Here is a 13,590-nt window from a genome sequence, read left to right as displayed (position 1 = left end):
ATTTTAGTTTAGCTAAGGAATTGTCGAGATTAGAAATAACAAAAGGGAAAGACAGTGATGCTTTGCTTTGTAAGCAGAAAAATGCGCAAGCGTAGCTTGCGCATTTGTGTCTATAGCTCAAACATTTCGTATTTAATGATTTGTTGATCACCAAAATGTCTTTGCCTTGTTTTAAGTAGAGGACTAACTACAGTTTCCATAATAGTCTCAACATCTAATGCACTCAATGTAGATATAGAAGAAAGCTTGTTACCGAGAGAGTTAATCGAAGAACCCAAAACTAAACCAACTTGTTGATCAGGTAGTATTATCCAACGATCGTGAAAGGGAGTATCATTAAATTGGTTGGATACACTTACAAATGTCGCTGGCGGTGTTGTTTCAGATGAGTTGTGTCGCCATGCATTGATATATGAACTCTTAGCAAAATCAGAATCTCCTTTGCAACTTGTGAGAATTGAGATATTTGCTCCCTCAGCCCAAGAAGCTAAATCTTTAAGAAAAGTTATATCTCTTTGACTAAAATATGGGTCGAGAATGTAAACCTCCTCTTTTGAATAATTTCGAATAAATTTTTCGATGAATTCGAAGCCTTTTTCTCGCATTCCAGGTTTCAGCATTATCATGTTCTCCGATTCAGGAAGGTCTTCTGAATGAATGGTGTAATTTTTGTTAGAAATGCTGCTTATCAGATTATAACATAATTTTGCATTTGAATGCGCGGCATCACAAAATGCTATTAATAATCCTTCTCTACCTGGAAAACTACCTTGCAGGTTTTCTATGAAAAATTCAAATAGAGGTAGTGAATAAAAAAACGGCAACGTAGATGCAGTGTAAATCATCTGGATTGTTTGCTCGAGGTTTTTTGGCTTGCGATTGCCGGAATTTAGTTCTGCCAGCATTTTGTAAACCATTTTACCCATTTGCTTCCTGTTTTTTAAGCGACCTATTTTCGAATAGTCGTCTTGGACAACCTTTTCTGTTTCAAGTAGATCATAGTGGTCTGTCACTTGGGATTTTAGCTGTTTTCTTCCCGGATCACTATCAAGTGTTGATAGTAGTCTGATAGCAAGTGCTTTATCGTGTTTAAAAGCTAAGTCAATCAGCTTCCTGTAATATACATATCTGTCGCTTTCTTCTAGTTTCAGAATATCAGTTTGGAGAGCAAATATTTTTTCTCTAAACGCGTCCTGAAAATCTAACGACAATTCATCTAGTGCCTGCTCCTGAATACTGATTTTCTCTTTAAGTGAACGGATATTTTCAGCGACCTCAAAACAACGTAATAATAATTCCAACTTTTTCTTTTTTATAGGACATTCTATTGCCATCATAATTAACACTAATGCCATATCCGTGGCATTGGTAATTGTGTTCGCTTCCTTCTCCAGATCATCGAACTCTTTTAATCTTTCCCCAGGTTTATTTATATTAAAATGAGTTATGGCTGCTTTACTTACAATTTTATAGCCAATATGTTTAATTCCAGTAGCAGAATTAGGTAGCTTATCTTCTATCAATTTCGTTAGTCTTCTTTTGATATCATTTTTTTGCTCTTTCGAGAAGTTAGCAGGAGAATTTTTAGCAATGCCGGATAAATTTTTTATATGCCGAAATAGAAGTGAATCGGTTTTAAAGTATTCTAGTAAATTTATATACTCCGAAGCCTCTTGGAATTTAATCTCGCTAAATCCTTTCCTATCTTCGTAGGGTTCAGACTCATGTACGCGTGACAGTATCGTAAAGCAAACCGACACAACAATAATTTCTTTATAGATATCGCTTAGAGGTGATATTAATAATTTGAAATTTTCTTGTTGCGAAAAATAAATCGCGGGAGCTGCTTGTCTAAGAACTGTATAATAATTATAGTCACCTGCAGTATAGAGATCTAAAATAGGGATGATTTTTCTGCTTACAATTTCATCTAGAATGCGTTTATTTCCTTTCAAATATGTTCTGATGGCGAATTCTGACCATAAACTAATTCGTTCTATGTTTGATGGTACAAGGTCAATCAAAGTAGATAATTTATTATAAGGGTAATCAGCGTCCTTCTCAACTAGTTTACAATGCAATCGAATAGAAATTCTAACGGATTCAATATACGTTATTAATTGTATGCGATTATCAATGATACTGCTTTCGGATAGTGTCTCTGTATTATTAAAATAAAATTCGGCCAAGGTTCTATCCACGGAAGAGAACATAGAAGCTAGGGAATAGCCTATGTTTATTTTTTTTATTGTATCATCTATTTTATGGTAAAATGTTTCAAGGAATTTTTTTAAGTTTTCGGTTGGTTTAGAATATGATGGTTTTATCGATTCATAGTTTGTAGGATCGAGTGATAGTATGTAAATGCATTTGCTTAACATTTTACACTTTTCACTGTATTTTACGGTCTTGGAAATAAGCGGAATTATTTCAAAAAGCTTGTTCTTATAGTTTACAACAAAGTCTTTTTGTTCAAAAGCTTGGTTAAGAAGATCGGAAAGTGCAATGCTGTAATAAGGTTCATTCAGTAAGTTGAATATTTCTTTAATTAATGCTAAATCCCAATTGGAAAATGGTATTTCTGAATAGATTGAAATACATTTGACAAGTGCTTCGGATCTTCTATCATGAGTGTTTAGTTTCTTTGCAGTCTCGATAGAAAAGGATAAACTAATTCTGGGGATTATTTCAAATGTATTTTCAATTTCATCAAAATGGTCAGCACAGTTTTCTAAAAATTGATTAAAGGCAGTGTTTAAGTCATTTTGAATACTACTTTCGTCAAAAATAAATTCTGAAATATTAAAGTCACTTTTAGCATCTAAATTCCTTAATAACATCCAAACATTTGCCAAAGCTTCTATTTTTGAAGAGTGATCAGTAATTTTATCTATATCTTCATAAAGGTCGAATATTCGTTCATTTGCATTTGTTATGTCATATGGCGCCAGCGCTTCCACGATTAAAAGTGAGAGTTTTATTTTATGATTATTAGGGCTTTGAATTTGACTCATCAACTCATCCAGCCTATTGATCATAGATAAGATTGAATCTTTATCCTTCAAAGTAAGTAGCGGTTCAAAAATATCAAGGAGGCTTGTTGTTGTAGGTTTTATAGTTGAAGAGCTTTCTAAAAGAATATTGATTGCGTAGCTCATTACCTCTATAATATTAGATGCTGCACAATTTTTCTTGATCCAGACCTTCACTAAATATAATTTGTCGGATATATTTTCGACATTAGGAAGTGTTTCTAAAATTTCATGCTCAGATAGTTCTCCAATCCCAAATCCTATTGACTTTGAAAATTTTTCACCAAAGGTTTGTCCCAATTTTACAGAGCTTAGATCTGGCCCTTTAAGGCTATTCTGATCGCCCGATTTCCCATTCATAATGTGAGCGATGTAGCCGATTAAGAGTTCAAGCGATCCCTCTTCCTCCTTTTTTCCAAACGCCATTTCAATTACAGCCACTGCATATTCTGGTAGGAAATATGCAAGACCAGTGGCTATTTCAACGATGTTCTCTTTTAGGTAATTTGTGTCTAAATCTTCAATCTTGTCTTTTATTTCTTGAATAAAGATATCGTCAATACTAAGATCTTGTAATTTACTTTCCTTGGCATATTTGATCAACATTCTCAATCTGTCTTCTTTTAGGACAGCTTTGGAAATAATGGAAAATATCTCACCTTGCCGACCTAAGGATATGTAGGCTTCTAATTGTGCTTCTCGAACGTCGCTTTTTTGTAGGCCGTTTACTAAGCTTCGATACAACGCAAACTTAAAAATTCCCCCTTGGGAATTTTTAAGTTTATTAGATGCTTTATATCCAAAATTGAGTTCACGTTTAATTTCTGCAAATGATTTACTATTGGAGACTAACAGAGATAAGTTTCCAACAGTGAGTAGTTCGATAATACTGTTCCAATCTTGATTTTTATCAAGCAAGACTGGAAGGTTCTGAAGAACACTTAACTCATCCTGCACCTTGTAATATGCTATTAATAGGCTAAACGTTTGTTTTTGATACCTAGCTAATTTTTTGATTGCATATTTTCTATAAGATGCAGATATATAAGATAATTCATCATCCTTTACTTTTATAAAAGAAATCGCATTTAGAGTTGTGAAAATATCTTGATCCTGACTATTAACAATTTCCAGTATTTTGTCTAATCTCCTTAAATTTTCGTCAAACGCTAGTATGCAAACAATTTTAACAAGACCATTGTTAAATCCTGTTTTATCGATTTCAGAATTTTTCCATTCAATTTCTAATAAATCATCCTTTTCCCTAAAATCATTTCGAAGGAAATCATTGATATGAATTCCACTATTTAGAATTCTTTTAACTTGGGCAAGTCTTTCCGGATGGCCATTCCATGTCGTATGAATTTCTTTTGCGTTTGGGCTATCCACCCAATTGAAAAATTTTAATGTCTCGTCATAGGAGAATCTAATCACTCGAAAACTTTTGGCTTTTTTTAACACTTTAGTATCAAGTATAGTTGCCAATTTTTCACTTGAACCTGAGATTATAAAAAAGAAGTTATTTATCGTCCATGGTAAGTTCAATATTATAGGTTTTATGAGCTCAATTTCAGATTTTTCTAATTGATCCAATCCATCAAGGATAAAAAATATTTTTTTATCCTTTTTAAGCGGACGTCGGATTAAATCCATTAACAGATTGTTAAAGACACCTTCATTAATTATTGTGTCTTCCTCAATCTTGTCAGAATTTAAATAGAAAAGAATTTGTTTTCCGAGATCCTCGATTAAATAATCCGGCTTAGCTGTGAATTTGCAGGAGGGATTGGCAAAATAGCTGAAAGAGTTGAAATTGTGTTTGTTAGCAAATTGCAAAAGGATATTTGTTTTTCCAATACCTTCATTACCTTCTACAATAATGACTTTATGGTCTGATGAAGCAATTTCTTCAATCTCTTCTAGAAGGTTAGGTCTATCTATGAAATCATTAGTAAATATGTTATTAAAAGATAAGGAATATTCTCGGAGGCTAAGAAGTTTCAAACTCATTTTAATTATTTGGGTTTACATTTATGCTAAAAGTTCAATGTATTGAATTTTTACCGTAAATGTTACTCTAACTGTTTTCTGGTAATTAATGAGGCGAACAGAATTCTTTGAAGACCACTTTGCATTATCTCAAAGATTTAGGTTTTTTTTAAAAGGAACAAAGTTGTTCTAATCTTTTAAGAATTGATCGTCGACGACTATTTTTGGTACCATATTGTTGCCTGTTATTAAAGAATATTCTAATAGCCAATCTAAAGAAATTCCCGTCGCGCTCACAAAACCTCCGGCCTAAGTCTGTCCTTTTGTGCTTATTATTATTTTGATTCACGGCGGAGTGAAATCCAAGAAATAACCAAGGCAATTGCTAACCAGCACCAACAAACACAATTATCAAAAATCCCCCCCCCACCCACCATGATCCACGTCAAGAAACTTCATATTTCTGATGCCTGTGTAACATTTGAAAGTTCGTGTTATTTTTGCCTGATCATGAATACAAACCGTGTGGCTGTTATAATAAGTAAGCGTATTGCAAGCCACCGGGAATTTTGAAAGGTAATTTATTTTGAACAGCTTGCCGGAGAATACTCAATCAAGCCAGATTTTACCTTTTTGAAGCTTATTCCGGATTTTTATCTATCAGATCACGCGCTTCCTGGTTTTTTCTGAGAAGTTTTTAGCTTCTTCAAACGTAAACGCACAAAAATTGTTTAACCAATCCATACACAAGATACCGCCGTCAGGCACTGATTTTAGAACTCCAAATCAAACACTGGATGGAAAGTGGTTTTTAACCCTGGTTTTTTTTGCATTAATCATCATGCTGCCCAGGTGGTATTATGTGGAAAATTTTGCAGTTTCGCTTCCCTTCTGGGATCAGTGGGATGCTGAATGGGTAGGGCTGTTAAAGCCGTGGATTGAAGGAAATTTAACGGTCTCCGATTTATTTGTAGGGCATAATGAGCACCGAATTCTGCCCACTCGTCTGACCACCCTTGCTACATTTGTTATGACTGGCACATGGAATAACCTGACCGGGGCTCGCTTCAATATTCCACTGAGTGCTGTTACGCCGTTAATTCTAATATGGCTTACATGTAAACACGGTGCCGTATCGGGTTCTAAGTGGCTGGTCGTCGTCGTGATTCTTGCAGGCGCATCGCTTCCATTTTCTTGGGAGAATATCTTAATTGGCTTTCAAAGTCAGTTCTACTTCTTGAATTTGTTTACACTTTGTGCACTGGCATTGTCTGTTTTCAGGCCCGAGAAATTCACTTCCATTGCAGGGGTCATATTGTTTTGCCTGTTAAGTGTTCTTACCACGGCATCGGGTTTGTTAACTTGTCTGTCAGTGGCGGTGGTTTTCGCTTTAAATTGTTTTCTTAAAAGAAAATTAACGCTTAGGTACGCTCTGGTGATTTTAATTTTACTGGTCATGTCATGTACTGCTTACTACACCATGCCGGTTGTGAAAGGGCATAAACTACTGCACTCAGAAAATATATTGGAATTTATCAAAGCTGCGGTTCGGATCATGGGATGGCCGCTTCGTGGAAGTCAATTGTATATAGGTCTTATGTGGCTTCCTTCTTTAATAACGATTCCTGTTCTCCTGTTTCGAAGGGAGATCAAAGACATTGATTTATTGATGACAGGCTGTTTTGTGTGGACCGGAATGCAAATTGCTGCACTCGCTTATGGGCGGGGACATGAAATATTGCACATGCCCTCACGGTACTCGGAAGTTCTCTTGTTGGGTTTAGCGGGCAATAGTTGGTTCATCCTTCGTCTTCCTGACACTTTCGCAAAACAGGTGAAAAGAAGATGGGTATTGCAGGTCTTGGTAACAATATTTTTCTGTGCAGTATTTATCAGCTTTATGCAACGGACGAAAGGTGATTTCAAAACGTTAAAAGAGGAGCGTGATCGAAGATTAACACAAACGGCAAATGTTTGCGGTTATTTAAGTTCAAAAAACTTTAATTTTCTGGACAAAACAACCTTTCAGATACCTTACCCGGATCCTCGTAAGCTGCAACAGTTTTTAGATGATCCGCAGTTGCAAAAAGTTCTGGTTCTCGATAATTGCCCTGGTAAGCAATAAGGAGACAGGAACAGTTAAAAAACAATGATATAGATTTTATTCAGGCAGCTGAATAAACTGTAAACTCACGAAGGTAAGGTCTAGTAGCGTGTCTTAAACCTCCCTTTCCATAAATTCAGGTCCCCTCAGCCACCTGCCCAAATTCCAATGCGTCAGACAGGCAACGCCAATAGACGCAAACACCACAACGAAGTACAAAATACTATTTTGCACCAACGTTTCGTAACCCAGCAGATAAGTTAAGACGATGAAACTTGTGAAAAGAATGGAACAGGCGAAGGTTTTCGAAAGTGCTCCGATGGGCGTGTCCCAGCGTTTATTATCAAGACCTTCAAGAGACGGATGCTGTTCTACGGCACGCAATTTTTTTCCAAGCCACCCTGGAACTGTACCTTTTATGACGTGATAAAAGTTGTAGCAAAGGTAAGCAAGGCTGAGAGTGAACAGGAAAGTATACATAACCGGAAGCGTTTTAAGGAGTTACTAAGTTATGCATATTTCGTGAATTAGTAAAATTATTTCCCAGGATCTACGCACTCCAATAACTTCTTTCTGGTGATTTCTTTCGATCGTATTTCTTCCTGAATTCCTTTACAATCCGTAACGTATAATTTTTCCAGATCGCGGTAAATAAAATCAACAATCAATTTGGGCTTTCCGATGTTAAAAGATTTTGCGCCTTTGTCGGGATATTCGCCGATCAGCGTGTCAAGTGTTTCAGCACCGTCAAATTCCAGGCATTTTAGTGTGAAATGGTTGCCTTCGCCATCCCAGTTGAGGTAAAGGAGATAAGGGTAGTGGTCGGTAATTTTGAAATAAAAGTTAAAACGCCGATGCAGAGCAAAGTAGCTCGAAAGTTGCAGTTCGTAAGATTCCGTAAAATGTGATTTTATCTCTTCTCTTAAATAATCTATGGCTTCCATTCTGTTGAGTTATATTTTGTTCTGAGATTTGATCACAAAGGCAAATATATAGATGATGATTTTAATATTCAACGAATTGAACAGTAAAACATATTACCGGCCGGTCCGGAGGAATTTTCTTACCTTGCTTTCGGGACTAATTCATTTATTACACAGAACTTTAAGGTAAGCACTCCATAACGTATGACTGATTTTTTAAAAGCGAAGTGGGAAAATCTTGTAATGGCAAATTACAGTGTTCCGCCTGCGCTGTTACTACCTTACCTGCCCAAAGGCGTTGAGCTGGATTATTTTGAGGGGCAAACATTTGTCAGTCTGGTAGGTTTCCTTTTTAAGGACACGCAAATTTTCAAGGTGCCCATTCCGTTCTTTGGCACTTTTGAAGAAGTGAACCTTCGTTTTTATGTTATCCGAAAGGAAGGAAATGAGATTAAACGGGGCGTCGTATTTATCAATGAAACGGTTCCCAGCAAGGTTGTGGCGTTAGTGGCCAACTATTTATACAAAGAGCATTATGTTTCTATTCCTACAAAACATCTTTGGGAAATCAGCAGGGAAATGAAGAAAATTGAGTATGAGTGGAAGATCAATCAGGAGTGGAACCGGATTTATGTAGAAGCATCACCGGAGAGTTCTCCCATGAAGCCCGACACCATTGAAGAATTTATTTTTGAACATTATTACGGATATACGAAGATTGATTCAAATTCGGCGGAGGAATATAACATCCGGCATGCGCGCTGGAATGTGAGTGAAATAATAAATTATGAGATTGACTGCAATTTCGAGGCGATGTACGGCAGTGATTTTGCATTTCTAAAAAACAAAAAACCTGACTCGATCATGATCGCCGACGGTTCTCCGGTTTCCGTAAAATGGAAAAGAAATCGTTTTTAATTTCTGAAATCCTGAATTTGAAATTAGCTGGCGGTCGTTAAAAAACTTCCGCCAGGCCAGCAAATTCGATATAATCCGATTTGACGAAATCAATGATTGCCTCAATCTGACGTTTGTACATATTTTTTTGCTGCAATCTCGAAAATAGAATGACATCCGAATCGTCTGCGCTTAAAACGATTTCTCTGTCGTAAGAAATAAAGTCGTTATGTAGATCAAAGATTTGGAAATGGATCCTGAGCAATGTCGCTCTCGGCCATGTGGCAAGTGAACGGAAATTGATCGGAGCAAGAATGATATCCTCCGGTTTGTCAAACTTGAAAGCCAGAATCGGCACGTCGCACATGGTATGCAGTTCGAAACGGAAGTTGTTAAAACTTATTTCCTCACTGCCGTTAGTGCAAACTCTGACTGTAATACTTTCTTTGTTTGGGATAATTTTAATGGTTTCAATATTGATCATGTTGTTGAAGTTTTTCGCTTGTCAGATATGCTATACAATTGATAATAAGCAACTAATAAATAATATGATATTTTAAGTATCTTTATATTGATTAATTTAGTATCAATAATACCTGAAATTATTTAAAAAGACAAGCGTCGAACACAAATCAGCGCAACTTTTTTTTGACAGGAAAATTACTGTTGTAGATAACAAACTGGATTAAAACGCACTGCACTTAAAAAGTGAAAGAGCCGCGTAATATTGCGGCTCCTTCACTTTTTAAAATTTATTTCTCAAAAATTTCCTGTCATTTTTGAAACTCTGTTGGCTCTGCTTCCAGCACTCCCACATCGGAATCCTCAACGCCGGTTACTACGCGTGTGATAGCAAATGCGCCCGGAGACGTTTCGAAAATGACATATTCACTGTATGATGTTCCGGACGACGAATACGGAGTTGCGCGAACGTCGTGTCCGTTGAAAACAACTGTCGCATACACCTGGGTGATCAGGCAGAGGCCGCGGCTGTTTGACCAATCTCCATTGGGCGCAATCTGAAAACTGTCGTCCGAGCAAAACGCACTCGCATAATTTACTTTACCATTGATCACCTTGTAAGGAGTCGAATTTTTGACATGAACATCAGGATAAGCCATGATCTTTGAAGTTTTTACGTTGAATGGAAATCCGGGATATGTTTCCAGGACAGATCAAAAGTAGTAGAGATAAAATGGGTGTGTAAGCCTGTAAACACGTGAATATCAAAACAGGTGTTTATACTTAGTATTGTTTTTTATTGAAATAATTATATAAAACTTAGCTATAAAAGTGTTATTTATAATACAGTCTGGAAAATGACAAGAATTAGATTTTCTCAGATAATGTAACGCAAAAAAATACCTTGAAATGAATTATGGAAAATTCAATTCAAGGTATTTAAGGATCACTTCCGGCCAGTTAAACTGGCTGATTTTTTTCTGCTTTATTTCAGAACTACAATACGCTCAGTGTAAATTGAACCGTCCCGGCCCGTTATTTTCACGATGTAAGTTCCGTTGCTAAAACTGCTCATATCCACGCCTTCTGCGGAAACTTTGCCGGATTTATAAATAAGGTTTCCATTGGCTGTAAGGATGGAGATTTCTTTAACATCCGTCTCTTTCAGAAAAAGAGTTTTGCTCGCCGGATTAGGATAAATGGTCACCTGCTGCGTCTTGTCAAAACGCACGCTTTCAATACGGCTGTATGCAAATGTGGCGTCATTGTCAACCATTCTCAGGCGATAGTAGTTCATGCCGGAAGCAGGAGATGCGTCTGTAAATGCGTAATGCAGTATCGCTTTGCTCTCACCTGCTGCGGCACGCGTACCAATGGCGGTCCAGTCTTTCGCATTGCTGCTGCGTTGTATTTCAAAATGGCTGGCATTGGTTTCTTCTGTGGTCGACCAGGCCAAAGACGAAGTCGCTGACTCCCGTGCAGCCGTAAAACTGATCAATTTTACAGGCAGCGGCAGGGTAACACCGCCAATGCCAATCGCACTGTACAGACTCATGTTCGTCACATTACCGGTTACGATCGTATTTTCAAGATTGGAGGCTGCACCCGTGGATCCACTCAGATTGTCCCACTGATTGGTGGTGGTGTTCCATCCTACAAGCCGCATGTCTGCGGCGTTGAAACCGCCAGTTGCGCTAAAATCAGAGATGGATACAGAAATGGTAACCGCGGATGTTCCGGCAACGGGCACCCAGTCCCAGAATTCGATCGGAGATACTGACGCAAGTTTATCAACACCATCAACACCTGCCGGATTAAGTGCAGTACGGCTGTGTGCGCCGCCAGTTGGATCAAGTGCCGTAGCCACATCACCACGCCAGTAAGCCACAGAAATTTCGTCGCTAACAACGCCCGGCGCTGAAATGCTGAGTGACCTCAGATCCGTACCAGCCTGGTTTCCAACCGGAAATACAAAAGCATCGTTGCCCGTTTTGCTGACATAACCATTCACAAACTGAGCATCTGACAGGTTGCTGTTGGTGTAGCTGGCACCATCAGCAAAGTGGATGGCGCCAGTGCTGCCAGCGGAGCGTATGGTGCTGGTAATGCCATTGTTAAAGGCTAGCGTACCGGCTACGTTAATACCGCTGGTATTGGTAATATCCATGGTATTGGCACCAATATCGAAATTGGCATTGAAAAAATTGGGCGCAGTGGTTCCAGAGATGGTATTGGTTCCAGGCGCAACAAAAAGATCGAGACTTCCTGTTGTACCTCCCCAGTTTCCCAGATTATTCATTAGCAAATTGCCGTGCTCCCAGGTGCTGTTATTTTGAAGCAAAACATCGCCGTCGGCAAGAATAAAAAGGCCATCGGGGTTGTAATCGCTTGTGTAACCGCCGTATATGGTCACCGGGCCGGTTCCACTGCCGATGGTCGTGCTTTGAGCCAGCGCAGCCTGCGTACCCAGCAGCACTGCCAGGGCACCATGCAGCCATGGTTTATATTTTTTATAGGTTTTATGCATACAGATCAGATTTAGAAAATGAAAGCAGAATTATTTCGCACTGGTTTGTGACTGAGTTTTTCCGCCAGTCACGAGTTCCTGCAATGATTTAATCTGATCCGCCAGGCTGGCCACTGCTTTTTCATTAGCTTCCACTCGGGCAGCCGCAGCGGAAAGGCGCAGATTTTCTGCTTTTAGTTTTTCAATCTGTGACTGCAACTCTTTCACTGCATTGATCAGCGTGTAGGTAAGTTCGGAGCCGTCATATTTGCGTAGGTCATCAAAACCATCAGCTTTGATTGTGCTCACCGTGGAAGGAAGTACTTTTTCTATTTCCTGGGCCAGCACACCGACATATTTTTTTCCGTCGTTTTTGTAAATCGCTTTACCGTTGTACTCAAAGGTAACCGGACGTATGGCCAGGATTTCCTTTAAACCTGCGTTGTAATCCTTCACATTTTTTTTGATACGTGCATCGGAAAAGGATCCCCATGAGCCACCGCCAACTTTATCGGCAGTACCGTTTACGCTTAAAAGTGAGGTTGGGTTAGTGGTACCAATTCCTACAGCACCTGTACCTGACACCACCATATCGGGTTCTTCATCGGGTGTAGAGGCTGCGTGAAGCTGTAACCGGCCAGAGCTGATACCCAATCCATAGAAGTCGTTCCCGGCTGCATCATTATAAACCGCCAGTTTTTTACCGGAAAGTGCCGAAGTGTTACCACCAAATCCCGTACCGAGATCGAGCTGGCTGTGTGGATTCAGGGTATTGATACCTACCAGGCCTGTCTCGTTGATATACATACGGTTGGCGGCACTCGTAGCAAAGGCAAGACTACCCAGGTTATTGGTTCCGTCTCCCCGATAATTTGCGAGTATGTTGGCTGAAGTAACCCACGCACTATTGGCCCGGGCTACAAACTGCATACTACCGATGCTTTCGTTACCGACAAGATCTACAGGGGAAAGTGCGGTGCCGCCTGATTTCCAGCTCTGGTAAACGGGTGCACCACCTCCGAAGCTTTTAATGTCCACATTGTCTTTGTTATCGTCATTTTCTGCAACAACTGACAGGCCGCCCGTTGGAAGGCTTGTACCGATACCCACACGGCCCAGCTGGTAGATATTCTGGTTATTGGTGGTAGCCGGTGTGGTTGTGCCCGTCACATTCCAAGGTTCCTGATATGCAGAAGCAGCACCGCCTTTTTTACTGACCCAGCCTGTTCCGTCCCAGTAATATTCCCCGATGCCTGCGGAAGGGTAGGATGCATTACTGCTGGTGATACCTGCTGTGGTATTAAAAACGGTCATACCTGCTACCGGTGCAGCTCCATTGAGCCCCCACGTGGTTGTAGTGGTAAGTGCTATGCGGGGCAGTAACAATCCTCTGTCGGAACTGCTCAATTCGAGAACAGCACCCACGTTTGGAGCACCGCTGGCACCAACTTTCATTTGGGCAAATGCGGATGTAGCCGCCAATGAAGCAAATGTGAAAAGCGTAATTTTTCGAAGCATACTTTTAAGCGTTGAAAGTGAAAAATAATTAAGTTTTGATATTGAAGTTTTCTTTAACATTGATGCTTTTCCCCTTTCGCAGTTCAATGCAGTTTGAATTATTTTTTTATTTGTTTTTTGATAATGTCATGTACATCAGATTCTTAGAATCTTGAAACA

The 13,590-nt window shown here is 39.1% G+C and carries 9 protein-coding genes; 2 read left to right on the top strand and 7 right to left on the bottom strand.

Annotated features, from left to right (window positions below; translation table 11 throughout):
• Positions 1–110: 110 nt before the first annotated feature.
• Complete coding sequence (locus AC1XUO_RS04565; RefSeq protein WP_483328569.1) at positions 111–5,042, bottom strand: ATP-binding protein; 4,932 nt, start codon at positions 5,040–5,042, stop codon at positions 111–113.
• Positions 5,043–5,862: 820 nt separating this feature from the next.
• Here AC1XUO_RS04565 and AC1XUO_RS04560 point away from each other — a divergent pair.
• Positions 5,863–7,146 carry a hypothetical protein gene (locus AC1XUO_RS04560; protein WP_483328568.1) on the top strand — a complete coding sequence of 428 codons (1,284 nt, stop codon included), beginning with the start codon at positions 5,863–5,865 and terminating at the stop codon, positions 7,144–7,146.
• A gap of 93 nt (positions 7,147–7,239) precedes the next feature.
• Here the strand turns inward: AC1XUO_RS04560 and AC1XUO_RS04555 are convergent, their stop codons facing one another.
• Both AC1XUO_RS04555 and AC1XUO_RS04550 read right to left on the bottom strand, forming a co-directional pair.
• Positions 7,240–7,605, bottom strand: a complete 366-nt coding sequence (locus AC1XUO_RS04555; RefSeq protein WP_483328663.1) for a hypothetical protein — start codon at positions 7,603–7,605, stop codon at positions 7,240–7,242.
• 56 nt (positions 7,606–7,661) lie between these two features.
• Entirely contained in the window at positions 7,662–8,069 is a 408-nt protein-coding gene (locus AC1XUO_RS04550; protein ID WP_483328567.1) for a hypothetical protein, read from the bottom strand.
• Between the two features lie 183 nt (positions 8,070–8,252).
• On the opposite strand from AC1XUO_RS04550, the gene AC1XUO_RS04545 reads away from it, so the two are divergent.
• Positions 8,253–8,966 (top strand): YqjF family protein, encoded by a 714-nt coding sequence (locus AC1XUO_RS04545; protein WP_483328566.1) that lies wholly within the window; start codon positions 8,253–8,255, stop codon positions 8,964–8,966.
• 37 nt (positions 8,967–9,003) lie between these two features.
• On the opposite strand, the gene AC1XUO_RS04540 is transcribed toward AC1XUO_RS04545, so the two are convergent.
• The 4 genes from AC1XUO_RS04540 to AC1XUO_RS04525 all read right to left on the bottom strand — a co-directional run bounded on the left by AC1XUO_RS04540 (position 9,004) and on the right by AC1XUO_RS04525 (position 13,431).
• Positions 9,004–9,429 (bottom strand): hypothetical protein, encoded by a 426-nt coding sequence (locus AC1XUO_RS04540; RefSeq protein WP_483328565.1) that lies wholly within the window; start codon positions 9,427–9,429, stop codon positions 9,004–9,006.
• A gap of 289 nt (positions 9,430–9,718) precedes the next feature.
• Positions 9,719–10,066, bottom strand: a complete 348-nt coding sequence (locus tag AC1XUO_RS04535; protein WP_483328564.1) for a hypothetical protein — start codon at positions 10,064–10,066, stop codon at positions 9,719–9,721.
• Between the two features lie 326 nt (positions 10,067–10,392).
• A complete protein-coding gene (locus AC1XUO_RS04530) occupies positions 10,393–11,934 on the bottom strand; it encodes a T9SS type A sorting domain-containing protein (protein ID WP_483328563.1) in 1,542 nt (513 codons plus the stop codon).
• Positions 11,935–11,964: 30 nt separating this feature from the next.
• On the bottom strand, positions 11,965–13,431 hold the full coding sequence (locus tag AC1XUO_RS04525; protein ID WP_483328562.1) for a tail fiber domain-containing protein: 1,467 nt from the start codon (positions 13,429–13,431) through the stop codon (positions 11,965–11,967).
• Positions 13,432–13,590 lie beyond the last annotated feature (159 nt).

The sequence above is a fragment of the Dyadobacter sp. HNCC25DJ186 genome (genome assembly GCF_056895235.1).
Note: the sequence above shows the minus strand (reverse complement) of the source record. Positions and strands in the feature narration are given on the sequence as shown.

Coding starts and splice junctions, on each gene's coding strand:
- AC1XUO_RS04565 (WP_483328569.1), bottom strand. CDS start 5,042: ATGAGTTTGAAACTTCTTAGCCTCCGAGAATATTCCTTATCTTTTAAT.
- AC1XUO_RS04560 (WP_483328568.1), top strand. CDS start 5,863: ATGCTGCCCAGGTGGTATTATGTGGAAAATTTTGCAGTTTCGCTTCCC.
- AC1XUO_RS04555 (WP_483328663.1), bottom strand. CDS start 7,605: ATGTATACTTTCCTGTTCACTCTCAGCCTTGCTTACCTTTGCTACAAC.
- AC1XUO_RS04550 (WP_483328567.1), bottom strand. CDS start 8,069: ATGGAAGCCATAGATTATTTAAGAGAAGAGATAAAATCACATTTTACG.
- AC1XUO_RS04545 (WP_483328566.1), top strand. CDS start 8,253: ATGACTGATTTTTTAAAAGCGAAGTGGGAAAATCTTGTAATGGCAAAT.
- AC1XUO_RS04540 (WP_483328565.1), bottom strand. CDS start 9,429: ATGATCAATATTGAAACCATTAAAATTATCCCAAACAAAGAAAGTATT.
- AC1XUO_RS04535 (WP_483328564.1), bottom strand. CDS start 10,066: ATGGCTTATCCTGATGTTCATGTCAAAAATTCGACTCCTTACAAGGTG.
- AC1XUO_RS04530 (WP_483328563.1), bottom strand. CDS start 11,934: ATGCATAAAACCTATAAAAAATATAAACCATGGCTGCATGGTGCCCTG.
- AC1XUO_RS04525 (WP_483328562.1), bottom strand. CDS start 13,431: ATGCTTCGAAAAATTACGCTTTTCACATTTGCTTCATTGGCGGCTACA.